Consider the following 22,969-nt stretch of genomic DNA (forward strand, 5'->3'; position numbering starts at 1 on the left):
TCCATCAAGCATGCCCGAGCAACTCAATACCCGCGTCGAAGACTGTTACCAACTCGCTGAATCCTTTTTCAAACGCTCCTTCCCACGCCCTGTCGTCAGCCTCAAGCTGCGTGGGCAAAAAGCCGGTGTCGCGCATCTGCACGAGAACCTGCTGCGCTTCAATCCTCAGCTGTACCGGGAAAACACCGAACATTTCCTCAAGCAGACCGTGGCCCACGAAGTCGCACACCTGATCGCCCATCAGTTGTTTGGCGAGCGTATCCAGCCACATGGCGAGGAATGGCAACTGATCATGCGCGGTGTTTACGAACTGCCGCCGGATCGCTGCCACACCTATGCAATCAAGCGCCGCAGCGTGACCCGCTATATCTACAAATGCCCATGCGCTGACAGCGATTTTCCGTTTTCGGCGCAGCGCCATAGTCTGGTACGGCAGGGACGGCGTTACCTGTGTCGCCGATGCCGGAACACGTTGGTGTTCAGTGGCGAGATGCGCGTCGAATAGTCAGTTTTTTATTGCCTGTTCTGGCCTCTTCGCGAGCAAGCTCGCTCCCACCGTGGAATGCATTCTCCTGTGGGAGCGAGCTTGCTCGCGAAAGGGTCGGTACAGGCACTAAAGAATCACTTTGGATGAACGCAATTCGGCAATCCGCTCAGCACTAAACCCCAACTCGCCCAACACCTGATCCGTATGCTGCCCCAACGCCGCGCCAACATGCCGCGGCGCCGGCAACGCCTCGGAAAATTTCAACGGGCAGGCCATCTGCGCCTGCGTCGAGCCATCCCCACGCGGCACCTGCGTCACCAGTTTCCGCGCCTGCAATTGTGGGTGGCGCACCGCCTCACCCAGACTCAACACCGGCTCGACGCACGCATCGATCCCGGCAAACATCTCGCACAGCTCGGCAAAGTCATGTTTTTCAAACTCGACCGTCAGCGCGTATTTCAACGCCCGCTGTTGTTCAGGCTTGGGCGACAGGCCCTGCGCGGCCAACTCCGGCCGCCCCAGCGCCGCACACAATTGCTGCATGAACCCCGGCTCCAGACTGCCCACCGACATCCAGCGTCCATCGCGAGACCGATAGTAGTCGTAGAAACTGCCGCCATTGAGCATCTGCTCTTCCCATTCAGGCTCTTCGCCACAAGCCAGATAGCCGGCACCGGCCATGGCATTCAGGCTGAACGCGCAGTCAGTCATGCTCACATCCAGGTGCGTGCCCTGCCCCGATTGCTGACGGGCAATCACTGCCGCGAGCAAGCCGATCACCCCGTGCAGCGAACCACCCGCCACGTCCGCCACTTGCATGCCCAGCGGCAACGGCCCGCTATCGGCACGGCCGGTGTAACTGGCAAGGCCGGCCAGCGCCAGGTAGTTAATGTCATGCCCGGCGCGATCCTTGTACGGCCCGGTCTGGCCGTAACCGGTGATCGACACGTAGATCAGCTTCGGGTTGATCGCCTTCAGCGCCTCATAACCCAGGCCCAAACGCTCCATGACACCGGGGCGAAACTGCTCGAGGACGATGTCGTAATCGGTCAGCAATTGCTTGACCACGTCCAGCGCCTCGGGCTGTTTGAGGTCCAGGGCCAGGCTGCGCTTGTTGCGATTGAGGTAGGCATGACTGGCCGAAACTCCGCCATCATGCGGCGGCAATACCCGCAGCAGGTCCATGCGCGTTGGTGATTCGATGCGCAGCACTTCAGCGCCCATATCCGCCAGCAACAGCGAGGCGAACGGCCCCGGCAGCAATGTAGAGAAATCGAGAATCTTCAGTGAGGCCAGCGGTGCGGACATGGGCGAACTCCTTGGGCGATGCACTCAGCCTAGGCAGCGATACCGCCTACGGCAATCACCGGAAATGTCAGCGGGTGTGACCGTTACGCTCAAACAGCAGGCAAGAAAAAACCCGCCGAAGCGGGTTTTTCCAGGCAAGCAGTGCTTACTTCACATTGCTTGGGGTTGGGCCTTCAGCCACACCCAGATCATCTTCAGGACGGGTATCAGCGATACCGCGGCCGCCCGAGGCCAGCTCGGTTTGCAGCTGATCGGTATCCAGCTCCTTGACCCACTTGGCAACCACGATGGTCGCTACAGCGTTACCAACCAGGTTGGTCAGTGCGCGGGCTTCGGACATGAAGCGGTCGATACCGAGGATCAGCGCCAGACCGGCCACCGGCAGGTGACCTACCGCCGACAGGGTGGCAGCCAGCACGATGAAGCCCGAACCGGTCACGCCTGCCGCACCTTTGGAGGACAGCAGCAATACCAGCAGCAGGGTGATCTGGTGAGTGATGTCCATGTGAGTGTCGGTCGCCTGAGCGATGAACACGGCCGCCATGGTCAGGTAGATCGAAGTACCGTCGAGGTTGAACGAGTAACCGGTCGGGATCACCAGACCTACTACGGATTTCTTCGCGCCCAGACGCTCCATCTTGATCAGCATGCGTGGCAATGCCGATTCCGACGAGGACGTGCCCAGTACGATCAACAGTTCTTCACGGATGTAACGCACCAGTTTAAACACGCTGAAACCGTGAGCACGGCAGATCGCACCCAGCACCACCACCACGAACAGGATGCAGGTGATGTAGAAGCAGATCATCAACTGGCCCAGTTGCACCAGCGAGCCGACGCCGTAGGCACCGATGGTGAAGGCCATCGCGCCGAAAGCACCCAGCGGCGCCAGTTTCATGATCATGTTGATGATGTTGAACATCACATGGGCGAAGCGATCGATCATGTCCAGCAGCGGACGACCGTACGAACCCAGGCGATGCAGGGCGTAGCCGAAGATCACCGAGAACATCAGCACTTGCAGGATGTCACCGGTGGCGAACGCGCCGACGATGGTGTTCGGGATTACATTGAGGAGGAAACCGACAATGCTCTGGTCTTTACTGGCCGTCACATAAGTGGCGATTTTCGAGGCGTCCAGGGTGGTGACGTCGATGTGCATGCCGGCGCCCGGTTGCACAACGTTGACCACGATCAGACCGATCAGCAGGGCAATGGTGGAAACGATTTCGAAGTACAGCAGCGCGTAGCCGCCAGTCTTGCCCACGGATTTCATGTTCTGCATGCCGGCGATGCCGCTGACAACGGTGCAGAAGATGATCGGGGCGATGACCATTTTGATCAGTTTGATGAACCCGTCACCCAGCGGCTTGAGGGCCACACCGGTCTGAGGGTAGAAGTGACCAAGCAGGATGCCGATGGCGATGGCAACGATCACCTGGAAATACAGGGATTTGTACAGTGGCTGACGAGTCGTCATTGCAGGTTTCCTCAAGCGTCCCGCGTGGCAACATCCATCTGTTGGCCGCGAAACCTTAATTGCGAACCCTCCTGCACTGGAGGGATTTGTTGTTGGAGCAGCGTTTTCCATCAGGGCCAAACGCACGCTTCTGTGGCTTGTATCGCAAACGTCGTGCCACTTTGGTGCGATTGCCTGCAAGCCTTTTGATATCAGGGATTACACCGTCATGGATGTCACCATTCGGTGACTCAAGTGTGGCGGATTTCCGCCAACTCGCCGCTTCTCGTCCTACAATTTGGCGGAAATCCGCCTTGTAGGCGTGTCCAGCCGCCGGCTACCATCCGGCGCCTGAGGAAGGATCTGCCGCTTATGCGCGAACGCACCATCGCCAGTCATTTCGCCCGTGCCGCCCTCGGTGGCGCGCGCCGCCAAGGGTTCGATTACTCGGGCCTGCTGCTGCAACTGGGCATCAGCCCGGAACTGCTCGACGAGCCGCGCGCACGCATCGCTCCGGAACAATTCACCCGGTTGATTCAGGGCCTGTGGCTGGCGCTGGATGACGAATACCTGGGTTTCGGCAACGCCCCGAGCAAGCCCGGCAGTTTCGCCATGATGTGCCACGCCTCGATCCACTGCCGCAATCTGGAGAAAGCGCTGCAACGCGGTTTATTGTTTTATAGCCTATTCCCCGAAGCCCCGCGCCTGAGCCTGACGCGCGAAGACGAATGGGTGCGTTTGAGCCTCGACGATTCGCAGATGTGCGACCCGGATCACTTTCTCACCGAGAGTTTGCTGGTGATCTGGCATCGTCTGGGCAGTTGGCTGATTGGCCAGCGAATTCGCCTCGAGCAGGCAACTTTCAGCTATCCCCGCCCCGATCACGGCGCTGAATATGACCTGTTGTTCCCCTGCCCGCTGACTTTCGGTACCGAGCAAAGCAGCCTTTTATTCCACAGCCGCTATCTGTCTATGCCGCTGTTGCAGGATGAACGCACCCTCAAACACTTCCTCGAACGCTCCCCCGCCGACCTGCTCTCACGCCCGGACGACGGCGACAGCCTGAGCAGCCGCCTGCGCCGTTTGCTCAGTCGCGACACGGCACACTGGCCGGATCTGGAAGCGGTGGCGGCGCACTTGCACATCAGCCCGCAAACGCTGCGCCGGCATTTGCGTGAGGAAGGCAGCAGTTTTCAGGAGTTGAAGGATCAGTTGCGGCGAGATATCGCCATTTATCATTTGGGCCGTGCGGATCTGTCGTTGCAGCAGATTGCCGAGCAGCTCGGATTTTCCGAGCCGTCGGCGTTTCATCGGGCGTTCAAGAAGTGGACCGGGCTGACGCCGGGGGCTTATCGGGCGCAGGAGCAGTGAGACACAAAAATCAAAAGCCCCTCACCCTAACCCTCTCCCGGAGGGAGAGGGGACTGAATGGGGGATGTTCAAGATGTACGCCGACCTGAACGCTCTCTACTGAATCCATAATCGATTGGCTATTTCAGGTCGATGTATAACGCTAGACACCTCAGTCGGCCCCCTCTCCCTCTGGGCGGTCCGACGTTTCGGGAGGGTTGGGGTGAGGGCACTCGCAATCACACCGCAGGAAAATGAATCCTGAACGCCGCCCCGCCCATCGGCGAATCCCCCAGCGCGAGTTTGGCGTTGTAGCTTTCAATAATGTCCTTGACCACCGCCAACCCGATCCCCTGCCCCGGATGCTGGGCATCCAGCCGCTCGCCACGCTCGAGAATCCGCGCACGCTGATCCGGCGGCACGCCCGGGCCGTCATCTTCGACGCACAGTTCAATCCCGGCCAGAGTCTCACGCACGCTGATGCGCACCTCGCCCAGGCACAGGCGATAGGCGTTTTCCAGCAAGTTGCCCATCATCTCCAGCAACGCGCCCTGCTCGATCGGCACATAGCAATGCTCGGGTAAATCAAACGCCACCCGCACGTGCTTATCGCGGTAAACCTTGTCCAGCGTGTCGCAGAGGCTTTTGAGCACCGGTTGCAGGCGCACCTGGTGTCGCACCAGTCCGCTTTTGCGCAAGCTGGCCCGTTGCAGTTGGTAGCTGATCTGCTGGCTCATGCGTTCGATCTGGCTTTGTAGCACCCAGGCCTGATCGCGCTCTTCGGGACGTTGAGCCATGTCCTCGCTAACCCCTTGCAACACCGCCAACGGGGTTTTCAAGCTGTGCGCCAAGTCATCGAGGGAATCGCGGTAACGACTGCGCTGCTGACGCTCGCTGTGCAGCAAACGGTTGAGCGAGCCGGTCAGGCGCAGCAGTTCGCGTGGATGTTGTTCGGTGAGGCTTTCACGGGTGCCGCCTTCGATTTCGTCGAGTTCCTGACTGAGCCGGCGCAAGGCTTTGAGTCCCCAGGTCAAGCCGATCCACAACAGCGCCAGCAACACGAGTAACGCAGCGCCGAAGCCCAGATAGAGATTTTCACGCAGGCCTTCGAGGGTGGTTTCGTACTCGCGCACCGGTTGCAGGGCGACGATGCTGAACGCCGCGCTTTTGCCGCCGAGCAATTTCACTTCAACGTCGTAGACGAAGAATTCCTGGCCGTTGGATTCACGAATCCGCGCGAACTCGTTACCGAGGCCGTCATAACGCGGTTTGTAGTTGATCTGCTCTTCCTGGGTGGCTTTCGAGCGCCATACCAGATGCCCTTCGCGGTCGTAGATGTAGCCGAGCAAACGGAAGTCGGTGAGATTGAAGCGCTCATCCGGCAGTTGCGTCGGCATCACCAGCCGACCGTTTTCAATGCGCGCGGCCGAGATCAGCGTGGTGACATCCGAAGCCAGCCGCTGCTCAATGGAATCCTGCAAGGCGAGGCTGAACGCGCCTTGCATCGCCGGCAGCAAGGCAAGCATGAACAACACCGCCAACGTGGTGGCGGCGAGCATCAAGCGAACGCGAAGGGAACGAATCAAGTGCAGCGCTCATTGAACAGGTAGCCGAGGCCGCGCACGGTGTCGATCGGCTTGAACCCGGCCGGGCCTTCGAGCTTGCGCCGCAGACGACCGACCAGCACTTCGATGACATTCGGATCGCGCTCGTCGTCGTCCGGGTAGAGCTGCTCCATCAAGCGATCCTTGGGCACCACTTGTTGATGGTGGCGCATGAGGTATTCGAGGATGCGGTACTCGTAGGCGGTCAGCGCCAGCGGTTGCTCGTCAAGGCTCGCCTGTTTGCGATTGAGGTCGAGCAGCAGCGGCCCGGCGACGATGGTCGACTGGGTGAACCCGCTGGAACGGCGCAGCAAGGCGTTCAGGCGCGCGTCGAGTTCTTCGAACTGGAACGGCTTGACCACGTAATCGTCGGCGCCGGCGGCGAGGCCTTCGACCTTGTCCTGCCAGTTGCCACGCGCGGTGAGGATCAGGATCGGGAAGGTCTTGCCCGCCGCGCGCAATTGGCGAATCAGGTCGAGACCGCCCATGCCCGGCAGGCCGAGATCGATCACCGCCAGGTCAAAGTTGAACTGTCCGGTCTGGTACAGCGCCTCTTCGGCATTGGCCACGGACTCGACCACGTGACCACTTTCTGTCAGGCGGGTTTGCAGGTGATGGCGCAACAGCGCTTCATCTTCGACGACCAACAGTTTCATGCCCTTCTCCTAATCACTTGAAATCTCCACAACCACCTGTGGGAGCGAGCTTGCTCGCGAAGGCGGTTATTCAGTCAACGATGATGTTGAATGAAACATCGCTTTCGCGAGCAAGCTCGCTCCCACAGGGTTCCAAGGCGATTCGCTCCTTAGAAATTGTAGTTAGCGGACAGGTAAGTCTGCGCGCTGCTGGTCAAATCCAGCGAACCTTGCTTGCTGCCACCGCGTTCGCTCATCTCGGTGCTGGCATTGCTGCGCAGGTAACGGTAACCGAGTTCGACCGAAGTGTTTTGCGATACTTGTTGCAACACACCGAGCTGACCGCCGACGGCGTAACCGATATCACTGTCGCGGCTAAAGCCTGGCGATTCCTGAGTCAGCTTGGTCAAACCCGCCGTCGCGCCACCGAACAACTTGGTGCTGCCGCCTACCGGGTAGAACAGATCGTAGCTGCCCAGCAGGTTTTCCTGACGCAGTTTAATGCCATTGTGCGAGCCCGACACGTTGTCGTAGGTGGCGTAGTAGCGACCCTGGCTGTTTTGCTGACCGAGGCGTACGCCGTAGGTGTTGTTACCGTCGATGGCGCCGGTGGCGTTCGGGTGGTCGAGGTTGTTGTTCAGTGCGTGGGACTTGTTGATCTTGTCGCTGGTCTGGCCGAAGGACAGGCCGGCGAAGTTCGAAGTGGTATCAGCCTGGGCCGCGATACTGGCGCTCATTACGGTCAATGCCAGCAACAGTTTGTTAAAAGTCATGGATATTTCCTCTTTCACAGTGCTGTTTGGGTATGGCGCAAGGTTACTGACCTCCCCCTGTACCGCCCCTGAACCGTCTCTGAACCTGACCTGAACCAAATGAACTAGGCTGTTTTGACCCTTTATTGTCAGGAGACCCGACCATGCGCCTGTTCCTCGCCCTTACTTTGCTGGCTGTCAGCAGCCTCACTCACGCTGCGATCAAGACTGAAGAAATTCCCTATCAGAGCGCCGACGGCACGAAACTGATCGGCTACTACGCCTACGACGACGCCATCAAAGGCAAACGCCCGGGTGTCGTCGTGGTGCACGAATGGTGGGGCCTGAACGATTACGCCAAACGCCGCGCACGCGATCTCGCCGCACTTGGCTACAGCGCGTTGGCGATCGACATGTACGGCGAAGGCAAGAACACCGAGCACCCGAAAGACGCGATGGCGTTCATGCAGGCGGCGACTCAGGATGCGGCGGCTTCCAGCAAGCGCTTTGAGGCCGGGCTGAATTTGCTGAAGAAGCAGCCGCAGACCGACGTCAACAAAATCGCCGCCATCGGTTACTGCTTCGGCGGCGGCGTGGTGCTCAACGCCGCGCGACAAGGAGAGCCGCTGGCAGGGGTGGTGAGTTTCCACGGTGCGCTGGCGACCAAGACCCCGGCGACACCCGGCAGTGTGAAGGCGAAGATTCTGGTCGAACACGGTGCGCTGGACAGCATGGTCACTCCAGACAATGTCACGGCGTTCAAGACGGAAATGGACAAGGCTGGCGCTGACTACAAGTTCGTCAGCCTCGACGGCGCCAAGCACGGTTTTACCAATCCGGATGCCGATCGCCTGAGCCATGGTGAACACGGTGGCCCGGACATCGGGTACAACAAAGCAGCGGACGAAAAATCCTGGGCGGACATGAAAGCGTTCTTGCAGAACATCTTTAGCTGACCCCTCCGCACCTGATCGTTCCCACGCTCCGCGTGGGAATGCAGCCCGGGACGCTCTGCGTCCCAAAGCGAACGCAGAGCGTCCATTGAGGCATTCCCACGCAGAGCGTGGGAACGATCATCTCGACCTTGTCTCGACTAACCGGCAAAATGCCCGCCATGAATCTCACCCCCACCCTGCCCGCCTGCTGCACCGCGCTCGACAGCCACTGGCCGTTGCCGACGGTGTTGCCTGATACCGTGCTTCTCAGCACCCATTTCGATCCGGCACAACTGCTCGGCGATGATTTCCAGCGCAGCGCCGTCGTTGCCCCGCCAAGCATTCAGCGCTCGGTGGCCAAACGTCAGGCGGAATTCCTCGCCGGGCGGATTTGCGCCCGTGCAGCGTTGCAGCAACTGGAAGGCAGCAGCGTTGTGCCAGCGATTGGTGAAGACCGCGCGCCGATATGGCCCGCGCATATCTGCGGCTCGATCACGCACAGCACCGGACGCGCGGCAGCGATTGTCGCCGACAAAAGGCACTGGCGCGGTTTGGGCATGGACCTGGAAAACCTGCTCGACACCGAACGTGCCGAGCGGCTGGCTGGGGAGATTCTGACGCCACCTGAAATGCAGCGCATGACGGCCGCCTCGCGGGATCAGTTGGCGCTGTGGGTGACGCTGACGTTTTCGGTGAAGGAAAGTCTGTTCAAAGCGCTGTACCCGATTGTGCAGAAGCGCTTTTATTTCGAGCATGCAGAAGTGCTGGAATGGACGGAGGCGGGTCAGGTGCATTTGCGCTTGTTGACAGACTTGTCCGCTGAATGGCGCAACGGTACTGAACTGGAGGCGCAGTTCGGGGTGCAGGATGGGCAGTTGCTGAGTCTGGTCAGCATCAAGGCCTGAAATCTTTCGGTGCCTGCAAGGGCCTCTTCGCGAGCAAGCTCGCTCCCACAGGAAACCGCATTTCAAATGTGGGAGCGAGCTTGCTCGCGAAGGCGGCATCGCGGCCACCACAAGAATTACCGGCGTTCCTGATTGCGCGGCCAACTCAGGCTGAAGCAAGCCCCACCCAGGCTCTTGCTCTTGCCAATGATCGCCCGGCCGTCATGCCAGTGAATGATCCGCCGCACAATTGACAAGCCCAGGCCATGCCCGCCCGACGCCCGCGTACGGCTGTCATCCAGGCGTAGAAACGGCGTGAAAATCCGCTCCCACGCCACTTCCGGCACGCCCGGCCCGTCATCCTCGACATCCACGCGACAGCGCAATTGCCCGACCTGATAACTGACCGTCACCTTCGAACGCGCATGGCGCATCGCGTTGCTCACCAGATTCTGCAGCGCCCGATGCAGATAACGTGGCTCGGCTTCGACCCAGGCATCATCGTTATCCGCCGCAGACAGACACAAACCACGTTGCACCGTGACCTCGGCACGCAGCGGCGCCAGCTCTTCAATCACCTGATTGACCAGCGCATCCAGATCGATGCGCTGGAACGTCAGCGCCGGCGAACCCTGCTCCAGTCGCGCATAGGTGAGCATTTCATCGACCAGCTTATCGAGGTCTTCGATGTCGTGATCCATGCCTTCGCGGTATTTCTCCAGCGCTTGCGGGGTGGTCGCCGAGCCGATCATTTCCAGACCGAAACGCAGACGCGCCACCGGCGTGCGAAGTTCATGAGAGACCGCACGCACCAGTTCGCGCTGGATTGCCAGTAGCTGCTGCAAGTGCTCGGCCATGCCGTTGAACGCCGCCGCCAGACGCCCGACCGAGTCGGCACCGCGCGCCGGCACACGAGTTTCCAGGCTGCCCTTGGCAATCCGCGTGGCCGCTGCTTCGAGGCCGCGTAAACGGCGTTCGAGCTGGCGCACCAACAGATAAACAATGAGGCCGATCAGGCTCAGACCGAGTGCCGCAATCAGCACCAGCCATTCCGGCGGGTACGGGTTCATCTGATACAGCGGCCCGATTTCCAGCACCCACGGCGTGCCGACCATGCCGGCAAACACGCGGATCGAATCGCCGCCCTTGCCCAGCGCCATCACCGTGTCGCCTTCGGCCACGCGGCGGCTCTGGTCTTCGTCCATGTCGGCGTCATTCACCGTGACCAGGCGCAGATCGAAACCGAAGCCCTTCTCGTCCTTTATCTGTGCGAGGCGCTTGGGTTGCTCGGCGACCGGCACGCGCACCAGTTCATCGGCCAGCAGGTAAATGGTTGCGCGGGCCAGTTGCTCGCTGATTTGCTGAACTTCACCCACCAGTACGAGCTGTTCCTTGTCGCTGACCATCCGGTAAACCTTCGCTGCGTGCGGACCGGTCTGCTCGACCAACGCCTGCCCCCGTTGCACGCGGGTGCGCTGGGTCAGATCGAGATCGGTCTCGGCAAACTTCTTCAGCGCCAGCGGGATCCCCAGCAAACGCTCCCACACCAGCAACGCGCGATGGCGCTCGGTTTCATTCATCGGTTGCAGGTTGCCGGCCATCAGCGAGAACGTGCCGTGGGCCAGCCGCTCGCGATACTGCTCGCTGCGCACCTGATTGAGCAGATTCAGCGCCAGCACGCCGAGCACCGCCACCAGAATCAGCGCTGCGCACATGCCGCCGTAGATGCGCAGGAAGATCGAGTTCACAGCGGCAGATCTACGCAGGCTTCAGGAACGAACAGATAACCTTTGCTGCGAATGGTCTTGATCAGGCGTGGATGGTCGGGGTCGTCGCCGATTTTCGGGCGGATGCGCGAGATGCGCACATCGATCGAACGGTCCTGACCGTCATAGCCGATGCCGCGCAGTGCGGTGAAGATTTCTTCGCGGGACAGAATCCGCCCGGCGTTGGACACCAACAGCCAGAGCAGATCGAATTCGGCGCTGGTCAACTCGATGCCGTTGTCGCTCAGCCACGCTTCACGCAAGGCGTTGTCGACCACCAACGGGCCGAATTGCAAACGGCGGGATTTTTCGGCGAGCGGTTCAGGTGTGTCGCTACGGCGCAGCAACGCCTGAATTCGTGCCAGCAACAGGCGTGGGCGCACCGGTTTGCACACGTAATCGTCGGCCCCGAGATCGAGCCCGTGGATCTGATCGGCATCGTCGGTGCGCGCGGTGAGCATCAGAATCGGCCCGTCATACTGATTGCGCACCTTGCGACAGATGCTCAGGCCATCCTCGCCCGGCAGCATCAGATCAAGGATCACCAGATCCGGCTGCTCCTGGATGATCCGCGCAGCCGCCAGCGCCCCGTTGCCTTCGATATCCACGCGCAGTCCATTGGCTTGCAGGTAGTCGCGCGTCAATTCGGCCAGCCGCTGGTCATCCTCGACGATCAATACCTCAAAGGCTTGTTGCTCCACCGCTGACCTCTGCTTTCTATTGTTATTAATAAAGGAGGAACGTCTGCCTCAACACTATTCCCTGTGGGAGCGAGCCTGCTCGCGAAGGCGTCGTATCAGCCCACATCTGAGTCAGCTGACATAGCGCATTCGCGAGCAGGCTCGCTCCCACAGCTTCAGATCCTCCCGACCTTTTGTCATGTTTAAGGAGGATAAGAATGCCTGCGCATGGGCCGATTGTATAAACGGCGTACAGCCAGAACACAAGTCGGTAAATGCGTTCGGACAAGGCAGTTTTTTGTGATAGGGTTCGCGCCCTTAAAAATCCGCTGAAGCGTTTTTCCCGGTGAAAAAACAGTGACAGACGGTCTAGCTCAGCAGGTTCGCGGCCTACACGCGAATTCCGGATTTCTTACACAATTTACGCACAGGTTTATCCACAGCTAGTACGTTGCAAGCACCCGTGAAACGCATTATCTTGTAGCACGGCGCAGGGAGAGACCCCACATATAGGGTTTTCCGCTTAAACGCCCAACCACATTTCAGACCTGAAACTCAAGCGATTTATTGCCTGTTTCCGGTTGAACCCAGCAAGTTTTTCAAAGCCCAAACCGCACTTGCGGATGGCACCGTTTTTTAGCTCGCAGCGACGAGAACGGTACGGGTGTTGCAGTCATTACTGTCACCCGGGAAGGAATCCGGCTCGAGCCCTGGCTCGTAGCCAAAAACTTCGGCAAGGATGCGGCTTCATCAGCCTTTTTTCCTACTGTCCCGAAGTTGTTATACCCGACGCCCGTCGGCTGTAGTGCTTCTGGACAGAACGGTGGGCACCATGATGGTGCCCAAACAAACATAGAGAATGTGGAGACCACCCCCCATGCAAACCGACACAACTCGCGAGAACCCGCAGGGCACCTTGCCGCAGGCCGCTGATTCGAATTCGGATCTGGCAGCCACCGCGCCTGGTCAACTGCGCGTGATCAAGCGCAATGGCACTGTCGTTCCTTACACCGATGACAAGATCACCGTCGCTATCACCAAAGCGTTCCTCGCAGTTGAAGGCGGCACCGCTGCCGCTTCGTCGCGAATCCATGACACCGTTGCCCGTCTGACCGAACAGGTCACCGCGACCTTCAAGCGTCGCATGCCGTCGGGTGGCACCATCCACATCGAAGAAATCCAGGACCAGGTCGAACTGGCCCTGATGCGTGCCGGTGAGCAGAAAGTCGCTCGCGACTACGTGATCTACCGTGACGGTCGTTCGAAAGAACGTGCTGCCCACGCGCCGGCCGAAGAAGCGGTCAACGCTCACCCGTCGATCCGCATCACCCGTGCCGACGGCAGCCTGGCGCCGCTCGACATGGGCCGCCTGAACACCATCGTCACCGAGGCCTGCGAAGGTCTGGAAGAAGTCGACGGCGACCTGATCCAGCGCGAAACCCTGAAAAACCTGTACGACGGCGTGGCCCTGACCGACGTCAACACCGCCCTGGTGATGACCGCCCGTACCCTGGTCGAGCGTGAGCCGAACTACTCGTTCGTGACTGCCCGCCTGCTGATGGACACCCTGCGTGCCGAAGGTCTGGGTTTCCTCGGTGTGGCCGAAAGCGCCACTCACCACGAAATGGCCGACCTGTACGCCAAGGCATTGCCGGCTTACATCGCCAAAGGTATCGAGTTCGAACTGCTGAACCCTGTGCTGGCCTCCTTCGACCTGGAAAAACTGGGCAAGGCGATCAACCACGAGCGTGATCAGCAATTCACCTACCTGGGTCTGCAAACCCTGTACGACCGTTACTTCATCCACAAGGATGGCGTGCGTTTCGAACTGCCGCAGATCTTCTTCATGCGCGTGGCCATGGGCCTGGCGATCGAAGAGAAGCACAAAGAAGACCGTGCGATCGAGTTCTACAACCTGCTGTCTTCCTTCGACTACATGTCGTCGACCCCGACCCTGTTCAACGCCGGTACCCTGCGTCCACAGCTGTCGAGCTGCTACCTGACCACCGTGCCGGATGACCTGTCGGGCATCTACCACGCGATCCACGACAACGCCATGTTGTCGAAATTCGCCGGTGGCCTGGGCAACGACTGGACGCCTGTTCGCGCTCTGGGTTCGTACATCAAGGGCACCAACGGCAAGTCGCAAGGCGTTGTGCCGTTCCTCAAAGTGGTGAACGACACCGCTGTAGCCGTTAACCAGGGTGGCAAGCGCAAAGGCGCTGTCTGTGCCTACCTGGAAACCTGGCACATGGACATCGAAGAGTTCATCGAACTGCGCAAGAACACCGGTGATGATCGTCGTCGTACCCACGACATGAACACCGCCAACTGGATCCCTGACCTGTTCATGAAGCGTGTCTTCGATGACGGCAAGTGGACCCTGTTCTCGCCATCCGAAGTACCGGACCTGCACGACCTGACCGGCAAAGCCTTCGAAGAGCGCTACGAGTACTACGAAGCCCTGACCGAATACCCAGGCAAGGTCAAACTGTTCAAGACCATCCAGGCCAAAGACCTGTGGCGCAAAATGCTCTCCATGCTGTTTGAAACCGGCCACCCATGGCTGACCTTCAAAGACCCGTGCAACCTGCGTAGCCCGCAGCAGCACGTCGGCGTGGTTCACAGCTCGAACCTGTGCACCGAGATCACCTTGAACACCAACAAGGACGAAATCGCCGTTTGCAACCTGGGCTCGATCAACCTGCCGAACCACATCGTTGACGGCAAGCTGGACACCGCCAAGCTGGAACGTACCGTGAACACCGCTGTACGCATGCTCGATAACGTGATCGACATCAACTACTACTCGGTGCCACAAGCGAAGAACTCCAACTTCAAGCACCGTCCGGTCGGTCTGGGCATCATGGGCTTCCAGGACGCGCTGTACCTGCAGCACATCCCTTACGGTTCCGACGCTGCTGTCGAGTTCGCCGACAAGTCGATGGAAGCGGTCAGCTACTACGCGATCCAGGCGTCCTGCGACCTGGCTGACGAGCGTGGCGCGTACGAGACGTTCCAGGGTTCGCTGTGGTCCAAAGGCATCCTGCCGCTGGATTCGCAACAGATCCTGATCGAAGCCCGTGGCCAGAAGTACATCGATGTCGACCTGAACGAAACCCTCGACTGGGCACCGGTTCGCGCCCGTGTACAGAAAGGCATTCGTAACTCCAACATCATGGCCATCGCACCGACCGCGACCATCGCCAACATCACTGGCGTATCGCAGTCGATCGAACCGACCTACCAGAACCTGTATGTGAAATCGAACCTGTCGGGCGAATTCACCGTGATCAACCCGTACCTGGTTCGCGACCTCAAGGCTCGCGGTCTGTGGGACTCGGTCATGATCAACGACCTGAAGTACTACGACGGTTCGGTTCAGCAGATCGAGCGTATCCCGCAAGAACTCAAAGAGCTTTATGCGACCGCGTTCGAAGTGGACACCAAGTGGATCGTTGACGCCGCCAGCCGTCGTCAGAAGTGGATCGACCAGGCCCAGTCGCTGAACCTGTACATCGCCGGCGCATCGGGCAAGAAGCTCGACGTGACCTACCGCATGGCCTGGTACCGTGGCCTGAAAACCACTTACTACCTCCGTGCCCTGGCCGCGACCAGCACCGAGAAGTCGACCATCAACACCGGCAAGCTGAACGCTGTTTCCAGCGGCGGCAACCACGGCGACGATTCGGTTCTGGCAGCACCTGCCGGTCCTGCTCCAGTGCCAAAAGCTTGCGCGATCGACGAGCCGGATTGCGAAGCTTGCCAATAAGCTGAGCTGAATCAGGCGTTGCGAGACGTCTGATTCTTCCAGGCAAAAGAAACCCCCGACAGACTTCTGGTGTGTTGGGGGTTTTCTTTTGTGCGCCGTTTACTTTCGGCAGCGCTTACAGAGGTTGCGTACATCCGGCAGAGGCTGCCTGGCTTTCAGGTCGCCTTCGCGAGCTCGCTCCCACAGTGGGATTGGGAGTGTTCAATCGGAGATTGGTCGGAGTGGAGTCGCTGTAAGAGCGAACCGCCAGCCGCAGCACCCGCAGCACCCGCAGCACCCGCAGCAACGGATATACACCCAATCAAAACATCCCCAAAAAATCCCAACAAAAAAGCCCCTCAAAAGAGGGGCTTCCTTGCACAAGCAGCTACCAGAATCAGGTCATCTGAATGATGGTCTGCATGATGGTGCTCTGCGTCGAGATGGTCTTGGCGTTCGCCTGATAGTTGCTCTGGCCCTTGATCAGGTCTACCAGCTCGTTGGTCAGGTTAACGTTCGACTCTTCCAGCGAGTTGGAAACCACCTCACCCAACGTACCGGTTTTCGGCGCATCGTAGCCCGGAATACCCGAAGCGAAAGTCTCCTTCCAGCTAGTGCCGCCGACTGCCTGCAAGCCTTGTTCGTTGGTGAAACTCGCCAGTGCGACCTGGCCAATGGCCTTGCTCTGGTTGTTGCTGAAGTTGGCGAACAGCGTACCGGTACCGTCGATGGTCAGGTTGGTGATCTGGCCAGTGGCGTAACCATCCTGCGTCGGAATCGAACGCGCAGTGTCTGCGTTGTACTGGGTGGTCTGAGCCATCGAAATGGTGATACCTGCCGGGTTCGCGGCCGCACCATTAGCCTTGAACGTACCATTGACGACATTACCCGGCACCCAACCCGTGAGCTTCAGGTCACTGCTGATCACCGGGCCAGGCAGAGTGCTGACCTGCGTCAGCTTGCCAGCGGAGTCAAAGGTCATGGTGGAAGGCACCGGCGCAGTGACTTTTGGATCACTGCCCGTTGCATCCGGGTTACGACCGTCCACCAGGGTATAGACCTTCCAGGTGTTGGCACCGGTTTTCACCACGTACTGATCCATGGGGTGCATGTTGCCCTGGCTGTCATAGATCGGCGTGCTGAACGATTTGGTGTAGGTCGCGAGGTTGCTCGGATCGAACTTGCCGGCGGCCACTGTGTCGTCGATCACTGGCGCAGTCGAGTTCAGGTTGATGGTCGAGGTCACCAACGAGGTGGACTTAGGCGCCAGGTTTGAAGTGTCGATCTTGAGGTCGGTCAACACACCATTGACGATCTTACCGTTGGCATCCACACCATAACCTTGCAGACGCGAGGTGTAGTCGGTGTTGGTGATGTAACCGGCGTTGTCGACCTTGAACGTACCGGCACGGGTGTAGGACACCGAGCCATTGTTGCTCATGGTGAAGAAACCGGAACCGTTGATGCCCATGTCCAACACGTTGCCGGTGTTGTTGATGTCACCTTGGGTGAACTGCTGGGAAACGTTGGCCAGACGCACACCGTTGCCGATCACTTTGCTGCCGCTGCCCAGGCGAGTCGACGAGTAAACGTCTTCGAATTCTGCACGGGACGATTTGAAACCGGCGGTCGCGACGTTGGCGATGTTGTTGCCGGTCACGTCCAGTTGTTTGTTGGCTGCATAGAGACCGCTAAGGCCGATATTGAAAGACATATTCCACTCCTTTGTGCCGGTTAGTCGGCTCTATATACCAATGGTTTGTACTTTGGACAGGGCAACGGTGCCCTTGCCGGACAGGTTGAGCATCAGCTCGCCGCCGGTCTGGCTGATCGTCACGCTGGTGACGGTGGCCGGCAGGTAGGTCGCCATGTCGGTCGAGGTGCCATTGATCGATGCGTTGGCCTTGACGGTATAGGTACCGGTCTTGACCAGATTGCCGTCCTTGTCCTTGCCGTCCCAGGTGAAGCTCGCGCTGCCTGCGGCGCGACTGCCCAGATCGATGGTGCGAACCACCGTGCCGCTGCTGTCGGTGATGCTGACCGTGCCGCCGGCAATCGACGACGGAACGGTGACCGAGCCGGTCATGCCTTTGCTCGGATCGTCGAGCTGAACCGAGTTGGTCTGCACGATCACATTGCGGCCCACCAGCGACGAAGCCTGCAACGCCTGCGAGGAGTTGTAGTTGCCGGCCAGCGAGCTGACAGTGCTGTTGAGGGTGGTGATCCCCTCAAGGCTGCTGAACTGTGCCAACTGCGCAACGAAGGCACTGTTGTCCTGCGGATCAAGCGGGTTCTGGTTTTTCAGCTGGGTGACCAGCAATTGCAGGAACGCATCCTTGCCCAGTGCCTGGCCGCCGGTGGCGCTGTTGGTAGCCGAAGCAATGCCACCGGTGGTCGAACTGGTCTTTTTCGACGAGTTCGACAGGATGTCATTCATGCTCAAGCTGCTGGTGGTATCGGAAACACTCATGGCCGTCGCCCCTTATTACTGACCGAGGGTCAGTACCTTCTGCATCATGGTTTTGGCGGTGTTCATCATTTCGGCATTGGTCTGGAACGAGCGGCTCGCGGAAATCATGTCAGCCATTTCTTCCACCACGTTGACGTTCGGGTAGTAGACGTAGCCTTTGGCGTCGGCCGCCGGATGGTTCGGCTCGTAACGCGCTTCGAGGTTGCTCTGGTCTTCGACCACACCGAGCACCTGTACACCCTGACCGGCCGCGTCCTGGCTCTGGAACAGCGAATTGCTGCCGCTGTTCTGGCCGCCCTGGAACATGGTGGCGAACACCGGGTGACGGGCGCGATAGGTCTGGTCGATGCTCGACGAGACGGTTTCGGCGTTGGCGATGTTCGACGCCACGGTGTTCAGACGCGTGGTTTGTGCGCTCATGCCGCTGCCGGCAATGTTGAAAACGCTGGACAGGGACATGGATTACTCTCCGCGCAGGGCTGACACCAGCCCTTTGAATTTGCTGTTGAGCAGGGTGAAGCTGGCCTGGAAGCCGACGGCGTTTTCCGCGTAGTTCGACTGTTCCAGTTGAGCGTCCACGGTGTTCTGGTCGATCGACGGTTGCATCGGCGTGCGATACATCAGCGATTCGTCGCCATTGCCCAGGCCTTCAGCTTCGATGTGACGGCTGTTGGTCATGTTCAGGGCGATGGTGCCGTTAGCGTTTTTCTGGGTCTGTGCTTCAAGCACTTTGGAGAAATCCAGATCCCGAGCCTTGTAGTTCGGGGTGTCGGCGTTGGCGATGTTGTTGGCCAGCACTTCGGCACGCTGGGCGCGGAAGCCCAATGCCTTTTCGTGAATGCCGAGCGCTTTATCGAAGCTGATGCTCATGTCGGGAACCTTCAGGTGACCGGTTTTTCGTAACTGAGCTTTAGCAAGCGCCGTGCCAAACGGCAAAACACCCATAAACCGGGGCTTTGCAGGGAGTCGGCAAAGCGGCAATGCCAGAAAAGCGGCAACCGGTTTCCGCCGGATGCCGCTTTTCTGCCGCTTGCCGTCCTTGCCAGGTCAACGCATATCCCCTGCTCGCGAAGGTGGCGTGTCAGTCGCCAACTGTTTTACTGACAGACCGCTTTCGCGAGCAGGCTCGCTCCCACAGGGGGGGTGTGGTGTTCGTGAGAAATAAAATAATTGGGGCATAAAAAAACGGGAGGCCTTAAGGCTTCCCGTTTTTTTGTATTGCCGCTGCAATCATTTCGCCTGGTAAATAATCCCCGGGCTGCACTGCACCATCTGGTAATGATCCGGCAAACCGTTCAACGCTTCGGAAGCGCCAAGGAACAGATAACCGCCCGGCTTCAACGTGCTGTGAATGCGCAACAGGATGTCTTTCTTCACTTCGGCAGAGAAGTAGATCAACACGTTGCGGCAGAACACGATGTCGAACTTGCCCAGCGCGGCATAGCTGTCGAGCAGGTTGAACGAACGGAACTCTACCCGGTTCTTGATCGGCGCCTTGATCACCCAGCGGCCCGGCCCTTTCGGGTCGAAGTAACGCTGCAGGCGTTCCGGCGACAAACCACGACCGATGGCCAGGCTGTCGTACTCGCCGGTCTTGCAGTTGGTCAGCATAAGGCCGGACAGATCAGTGGCAACAATCTGCACGCCCATCTTCAGTTGACCAAGGTTGGTCCGCTCGAACTCGTCGATCGACATCGACAGCGAGTACGGTTCCTGGCCCGACGAGCACGCCGCTGACCAAATCCGCAAGCGCTGGTTGGGGCTGGCCTTGATCGCTTCAGGCAGCACCTTGTTCTTCAAGACTTCAAACGGATAGGTGTCACGAAACCACAGGGTTTCGTTGGTCGTCATGGCATCAACTACCTGCTCGCGCAAACCGCTGCGCGGCTGGGTCTGGATGCGCTGAACCAGCTCACCCAGGGATTTGATGCCTTGCTGCTCCATCAGTTTGTTGAGACGGCTCGAGACCAGGTACTGCTTGTTTTCACCGAGCAGAATGCCACAGGCTTTTTCCAGGAAGACCCGGAACTGTTCGAAATCCAAATTACCCGTAGACAATGATGCCGCCTCTTAAATCGTGTTGACCGCCAGGAGCAAAACGCTCCTAGCTGATATCTGCTGCTTTGATCCGGTCGACTACCCGGGATGCGAGGTCATCAGGACGGAATTTGGCCAAAAAGTCATCTGCACCGACTTTCTTGACCATCGCCTGATTGAATACCCCCGACAACGAAGTATGCAGGATGATATGAAGCTTTTGCATGCGTGCGTCGCCGCGGATTTCCGCCGTCAGGGTGTACCCGTCCATCTCCGGCATCTCGATGTCGGAAATCATCATCAGGAACTCTTCTTCCGGCTTCTTGCCCTCATCGACCAGCTTGCGCAGGTAATCCAGCGCCTGTTTGCCGTCGTTCAGCGCCACCACTTCGACCCCGATTGTCTGCAGACAACGCGTGACCTGCTTGCGCGCCACCGACGAGTCATCGACCGTCAAGACACGCAATGACAGTGCCTTGGTCTGGGTCTCGACATCGACCACGCCCACCGAAATCGCTTCCGGTGTCGGCGCAACTTCCGCCAGCACTTTCTCGACGTCGATGATTTCGACTAACTGATTGTCCACCCGAGTCACAGCCGTCAGGTAGTGATCGCGCCCCGTGCCCTTGGGCGGTGGATGAATCTCTTCCCAGTTCATGTTGACGATGCGCTCCACCGAGCGGACCAGGAAACCCTGGGTCTTGGTGTTGTACTCCGTGATGATCACGAACGGGTTGTTCTTGTCCTTCAACGCTCCGGAACCGGTGGCCATTGCCAGATCAAGGATCGGAATGGTCGCCCCCCGAATATTTGCCACCCCGCACACGACAGGACTGGACTTGGGCATCAACGTCAGCGACGGGCACTGCAACACTTCCCGCACCTTGAACACGTTGATTCCGTAGAGCTGCTGACCGTCGAGACGGAACAACAACAGCTCCAGGCGATTCTGCCCCACCAGTTGCGTGCGCTGGTTCACCGAATCCATTACACCAGCCATGCCCAGACTCCTACACCAACGCCAAGTGTTGTTGCGACGCACATTCATTGCTAAACGGCACGGCGCTTGCTTTTTAACTCGTATGAACGCTCAAACGACATTTTTCCGACACCTGACCTCCCGCGCTCGCAAAAGCCTTTGCGCGATGTCCGCCGTCTGCTGCTTTTTCGCTGGCAGCCCTGCCATTGCTGATGCGGTTACCTTGCCTGACATGCTTATCGGCGTCACTCAGGGCTTTCTTGAGTTCACCGTAGAAGACTATCTGGCCACCAGTCAAACGGAAGGCCGCTACGAGATCGAAGTAAACCAGCTCGACCCTCGTATGCGCATGCCTATGTGCGACAAGGAATTGACAGCGACTTTGGAGAGTCCGGCACGTCCGCTGGGCCGGGTTACCGTGAAGGTCCGCTGTGAGGGCGCCTCGCCCTGGACTGTGTTCGTGCCCGCTCAAGTCCGCCTGTTTCGCGAGATTGTGACAACCACCCGACCGCTGAAACGTGCAGGGATCATCGAACCACAGGACGTGACCCTGCGTGAACGCGACGTGAGCACGATCAACCAAGGCTTTCTGACCTCGGTAGACGAAGCGATCGGGCAGAAATTAACCCGACCAACGGTAGCCGATCAGGTCATTACCCTGGTCCATCTGGAACAGGCGGAAGTCATTCGCAAGGGTGATCAAGTGGTCATTACTGCGCGCAGCGGCACGCTCGCCGTGCGCATGCCCGGTGAAGCGCTGGCCAATGGTGGTTTGAAAGAACAGATCCGGGTGAAAAACCTCAACTCGCAACGGGTCATCAAGGCGCAAGTCACCGCGCCCGGCCAAGTGGAAGTGGCGATGTAGAAAACTGGCGCTGCCCCCGGCTGTTCCCTAAACTGTGCCGCAGCAGGACACGCGCCGGCGCATGCAAGGCTCATTGTAAATGTGCCTAAAGTTTTCCAGGGGATGGCCGAAAACATGGCAAGCGTCCAAATTCCCAGAGGTTTTTATCATGGTCATCGATTTCAGCCGTTTGAACAGCTCCTCGTCACTTACGGGCAGTACACGTACCAGCAGCGCCAAGGAAACCGCCGAAACCGGTACCTCCGCGCCGCTGAATACCCAGGCCGAACCGGCCAGTACCGCAAAAAGCGGGGAATCGGTACACCTCAGCAATGAGGCTCAACAGTTGCAGAAGGTCACTGACAAGCTGCGCGATCAACCTGCTGTCGACAAAGCCCGTGTGGCCGAGTTGAAAGCCGCGATTGCCGATGGCAGCTATAAAGTCGACAGCAACCGTGTAGCCAGCAAACTGCTCAACTTCGAAGCCCAGCGCTAGGCTTTTGCCGGCGCCAGGCTTTTGGACGCTTAAAACCCAAGGCCAGCCATGCACGACACTAATTTATTGCAATTGATCAACGACGACTTTGCTCCAGCTCAACAATTGCTGGAGTTGCTGCAAACCGAATCCCTCGCGTTGCACGGTCGCGACATGCCCTTGCTGGAAGAAATTCTGGCGCATAAACAGGCATTGATCATTCTGCTTGAACAGCATGGCCGCAAACGCAGCGAAATCCTCGCCAGCCTCAACTTGCCGACAGACCGCAGCGGTCTGGAGCAACTGGCTGGCCAGTCGAGCATTGGCGAGCAGTTGCTGAGCCAGGGCGATGCCCTGACCGATCTGATTGCTCAATGCCAGGCGGCCAACCTCAAGAATGGCCAGTCGATCCAGATCCAGCAGGCCGCCACGGCCAATCAGCTGAAGATCCTCACCGGCGGTGAAGCGCCGGCGCTGTATAACGCCAGCGGTACATTTGCCAAACCCGCCACACCGCGTCCGCTCAGCCAGGCATGAGCCGTTGATGCGCCAG

At 58.9% G+C, this 22,969-nt stretch carries 21 protein-coding genes; 8 read left to right on the plus strand and 13 right to left on the minus strand.

The features are described from left to right. Positions 1–10: 10 nt before the first annotated feature. Positions 11–505, plus strand: coding sequence for a SprT family zinc-dependent metalloprotease (locus AC0ZWN_RS03970; RefSeq protein WP_007917517.1), 495 nt, complete (start codon positions 11–13; stop codon positions 503–505). Positions 506–613: 108 nt separating this feature from the next. Here the strand turns inward: AC0ZWN_RS03970 and AC0ZWN_RS03975 are convergent, their stop codons facing one another. Together AC0ZWN_RS03975 and AC0ZWN_RS03980 are read right to left on the minus strand one after the other, a co-directional pair. Then, positions 614–1,795, minus strand: a complete 1,182-nt coding sequence (locus AC0ZWN_RS03975; RefSeq protein WP_476334114.1) for a CaiB/BaiF CoA transferase family protein — start codon at positions 1,793–1,795, stop codon at positions 614–616. A 145-nt stretch (positions 1,796–1,940) separates the two neighbouring features. Continuing rightward, positions 1,941–3,275, minus strand: coding sequence for a dicarboxylate/amino acid:cation symporter (locus tag AC0ZWN_RS03980; protein WP_095123044.1), 1,335 nt, complete (start codon positions 3,273–3,275; stop codon positions 1,941–1,943). 351 nt (positions 3,276–3,626) lie between these two features. Between AC0ZWN_RS03980 and AC0ZWN_RS03985 the strand changes: the two genes are divergently transcribed. After that, a complete protein-coding gene (locus AC0ZWN_RS03985) occupies positions 3,627–4,625 on the plus strand; it encodes an AraC family transcriptional regulator (protein WP_095051055.1) in 999 nt (332 codons plus the stop codon). Positions 4,626–4,843: 218 nt separating this feature from the next. Here AC0ZWN_RS03985 and AC0ZWN_RS03990 read toward each other — a convergent pair whose 3' ends face one another. The 3 genes from AC0ZWN_RS03990 to AC0ZWN_RS04000 all read right to left on the minus strand — a co-directional run bounded on the left by AC0ZWN_RS03990 (position 4,844) and on the right by AC0ZWN_RS04000 (position 7,616). Further along, on the minus strand, positions 4,844–6,190 hold the full coding sequence (locus tag AC0ZWN_RS03990; RefSeq protein ID WP_038367433.1) for an ATP-binding protein: 1,347 nt from the start codon (positions 6,188–6,190) through the stop codon (positions 4,844–4,846). Continuing rightward, the gene (locus AC0ZWN_RS03995; RefSeq protein WP_093442145.1) at positions 6,187–6,864 is read right to left on the minus strand and encodes a response regulator transcription factor; all 678 of its coding nucleotides are present in this window, start codon (positions 6,862–6,864) and stop codon (positions 6,187–6,189) included. The genes AC0ZWN_RS03990 and AC0ZWN_RS03995 overlap by 4 nt, the downstream gene beginning before the upstream one ends. Positions 6,865–7,013: 149 nt before the next feature. Beyond that, positions 7,014–7,616, minus strand: a complete 603-nt coding sequence (locus tag AC0ZWN_RS04000) for an outer membrane beta-barrel protein (protein WP_116256252.1) — start codon at positions 7,614–7,616, stop codon at positions 7,014–7,016. A gap of 143 nt (positions 7,617–7,759) precedes the next feature. Here AC0ZWN_RS04000 and AC0ZWN_RS04005 point away from each other — a divergent pair, with 143 nt between their 5' ends. Next, on the plus strand, positions 7,760–8,551 hold the full coding sequence (locus AC0ZWN_RS04005) for a dienelactone hydrolase family protein (protein ID WP_476334117.1): 792 nt from the start codon (positions 7,760–7,762) through the stop codon (positions 8,549–8,551). 158 nt (positions 8,552–8,709) lie between these two features. Further along, positions 8,710–9,435, plus strand: coding sequence for a 4'-phosphopantetheinyl transferase family protein (locus tag AC0ZWN_RS04010; RefSeq protein ID WP_476334118.1), 726 nt, complete (start codon positions 8,710–8,712; stop codon positions 9,433–9,435). 116 nt (positions 9,436–9,551) lie between these two features. On the opposite strand, the gene AC0ZWN_RS04015 is transcribed toward AC0ZWN_RS04010, so the two are convergent. Together AC0ZWN_RS04015 and AC0ZWN_RS04020 are read right to left on the minus strand one after the other, a co-directional pair. Then, entirely contained in the window at positions 9,552–11,162 is a 1,611-nt protein-coding gene (locus tag AC0ZWN_RS04015) for an ATP-binding protein (RefSeq protein ID WP_116256249.1), read from the minus strand. Continuing rightward, positions 11,159–11,881, minus strand: a complete 723-nt coding sequence (locus tag AC0ZWN_RS04020; protein ID WP_099756938.1) for a response regulator — start codon at positions 11,879–11,881, stop codon at positions 11,159–11,161. The genes AC0ZWN_RS04015 and AC0ZWN_RS04020 overlap by 4 nt, the downstream gene beginning before the upstream one ends. Positions 11,882–12,737: 856 nt before the next feature. Between AC0ZWN_RS04020 and AC0ZWN_RS04025 the strand changes: the two genes are divergently transcribed. Continuing rightward, entirely contained in the window at positions 12,738–15,632 is a 2,895-nt protein-coding gene (locus AC0ZWN_RS04025) for a ribonucleoside-diphosphate reductase subunit alpha (RefSeq protein ID WP_116256247.1), read from the plus strand. 376 nt (positions 15,633–16,008) lie between these two features. Here AC0ZWN_RS04025 and flgE read toward each other — a convergent pair whose 3' ends face one another. From flgE to AC0ZWN_RS04055, 6 genes are all read right to left on the minus strand, one after another. Further along, positions 16,009–17,325 (minus strand): flagellar hook protein FlgE, encoded by a 1,317-nt coding sequence (flgE, locus tag AC0ZWN_RS04030; protein WP_095051109.1) that lies wholly within the window; start codon positions 17,323–17,325, stop codon positions 16,009–16,011. Positions 17,326–17,355: 30 nt separating this feature from the next. Beyond that, on the minus strand, positions 17,356–18,081 hold the full coding sequence (gene flgD / locus AC0ZWN_RS04035) for a flagellar hook assembly protein FlgD (protein WP_476334119.1): 726 nt from the start codon (positions 18,079–18,081) through the stop codon (positions 17,356–17,358). Between the two features lie 15 nt (positions 18,082–18,096). Continuing rightward, on the minus strand, positions 18,097–18,540 hold the full coding sequence (flgC, locus tag AC0ZWN_RS04040; protein WP_003227217.1) for a flagellar basal body rod protein FlgC: 444 nt from the start codon (positions 18,538–18,540) through the stop codon (positions 18,097–18,099). Between the two features lie 3 nt (positions 18,541–18,543). Continuing rightward, the gene (flgB, locus tag AC0ZWN_RS04045; RefSeq protein ID WP_007917581.1) at positions 18,544–18,951 is read right to left on the minus strand and encodes a flagellar basal body rod protein FlgB; all 408 of its coding nucleotides are present in this window, start codon (positions 18,949–18,951) and stop codon (positions 18,544–18,546) included. Between the two features lie 360 nt (positions 18,952–19,311). Continuing rightward, complete coding sequence (cheR, locus tag AC0ZWN_RS04050; protein ID WP_016983976.1) at positions 19,312–20,139, minus strand: protein-glutamate O-methyltransferase CheR; 828 nt, start codon at positions 20,137–20,139, stop codon at positions 19,312–19,314. A gap of 46 nt (positions 20,140–20,185) precedes the next feature. Further along, complete coding sequence (locus AC0ZWN_RS04055) at positions 20,186–21,118, minus strand: chemotaxis protein CheV (RefSeq protein WP_007917585.1); 933 nt, start codon at positions 21,116–21,118, stop codon at positions 20,186–20,188. Between the two features lie 82 nt (positions 21,119–21,200). Here AC0ZWN_RS04055 and flgA point away from each other — a divergent pair, with 82 nt between their 5' ends. From flgA to AC0ZWN_RS04070, 3 genes are all read left to right on the plus strand, one after another. Next, positions 21,201–21,962 carry a flagellar basal body P-ring formation chaperone FlgA gene (gene flgA / locus AC0ZWN_RS04060; protein ID WP_026000512.1) on the plus strand — a complete coding sequence of 254 codons (762 nt, stop codon included), beginning with the start codon at positions 21,201–21,203 and terminating at the stop codon, positions 21,960–21,962. Between the two features lie 148 nt (positions 21,963–22,110). After that, a complete protein-coding gene (gene flgM, locus AC0ZWN_RS04065) occupies positions 22,111–22,437 on the plus strand; it encodes a flagellar biosynthesis anti-sigma factor FlgM (protein WP_476334120.1) in 327 nt (108 codons plus the stop codon). A 48-nt stretch (positions 22,438–22,485) separates the two neighbouring features. Continuing rightward, positions 22,486–22,953 (plus strand): flagella synthesis protein FlgN, encoded by a 468-nt coding sequence (locus AC0ZWN_RS04070; RefSeq protein ID WP_476334122.1) that lies wholly within the window; start codon positions 22,486–22,488, stop codon positions 22,951–22,953. Positions 22,954–22,969: the final 16 nt, after the last annotated feature.

Source organism: Pseudomonas sp. 3B-A001-10F (genome assembly GCF_056313565.1).

Bases quoted from the DNA above. Each gene is read 5' to 3' on its own strand.
- AC0ZWN_RS03970 (WP_007917517.1), top strand. From the start codon at position 11: ATGCCCGAGCAACTCAATACCCGCGTCGAAGACTGTTACCAACTCGCT.
- AC0ZWN_RS03975 (WP_476334114.1), bottom strand. From the start codon at position 1,795: ATGTCCGCACCGCTGGCCTCACTGAAGATTCTCGATTTCTCTACATTG.
- AC0ZWN_RS03980 (WP_095123044.1), bottom strand. From the start codon at position 3,275: ATGACGACTCGTCAGCCACTGTACAAATCCCTGTATTTCCAGGTGATC.
- AC0ZWN_RS03985 (WP_095051055.1), top strand. From the start codon at position 3,627: ATGCGCGAACGCACCATCGCCAGTCATTTCGCCCGTGCCGCCCTCGGT.
- AC0ZWN_RS03995 (WP_093442145.1), bottom strand. From the start codon at position 6,864: ATGAAACTGTTGGTCGTCGAAGATGAAGCGCTGTTGCGCCATCACCTG.
- AC0ZWN_RS04000 (WP_116256252.1), bottom strand. From the start codon at position 7,616: ATGACTTTTAACAAACTGTTGCTGGCATTGACCGTAATGAGCGCCAGT.
- AC0ZWN_RS04005 (WP_476334117.1), top strand. From the start codon at position 7,760: ATGCGCCTGTTCCTCGCCCTTACTTTGCTGGCTGTCAGCAGCCTCACT.
- AC0ZWN_RS04010 (WP_476334118.1), top strand. From the start codon at position 8,710: ATGAATCTCACCCCCACCCTGCCCGCCTGCTGCACCGCGCTCGACAGC.
- AC0ZWN_RS04025 (WP_116256247.1), top strand. From the start codon at position 12,738: ATGCAAACCGACACAACTCGCGAGAACCCGCAGGGCACCTTGCCGCAG.
- flgE (WP_095051109.1), bottom strand. From the start codon at position 17,325: ATGTCTTTCAATATCGGCCTTAGCGGTCTCTATGCAGCCAACAAACAA.
- flgD (WP_476334119.1), bottom strand. From the start codon at position 18,081: ATGAGTGTTTCCGATACCACCAGCAGCTTGAGCATGAATGACATCCTG.
- flgC (WP_003227217.1), bottom strand. From the start codon at position 18,540: ATGTCCCTGTCCAGCGTTTTCAACATTGCCGGCAGCGGCATGAGCGCA.
- flgB (WP_007917581.1), bottom strand. From the start codon at position 18,951: ATGAGCATCAGCTTCGATAAAGCGCTCGGCATTCACGAAAAGGCATTG.
- AC0ZWN_RS04055 (WP_007917585.1), bottom strand. From the start codon at position 21,118: ATGGCTGGTGTAATGGATTCGGTGAACCAGCGCACGCAACTGGTGGGG.
- flgA (WP_026000512.1), top strand. From the start codon at position 21,201: ATGAACGCTCAAACGACATTTTTCCGACACCTGACCTCCCGCGCTCGC.
- flgM (WP_476334120.1), top strand. From the start codon at position 22,111: ATGGTCATCGATTTCAGCCGTTTGAACAGCTCCTCGTCACTTACGGGC.
- AC0ZWN_RS04070 (WP_476334122.1), top strand. From the start codon at position 22,486: ATGCACGACACTAATTTATTGCAATTGATCAACGACGACTTTGCTCCA.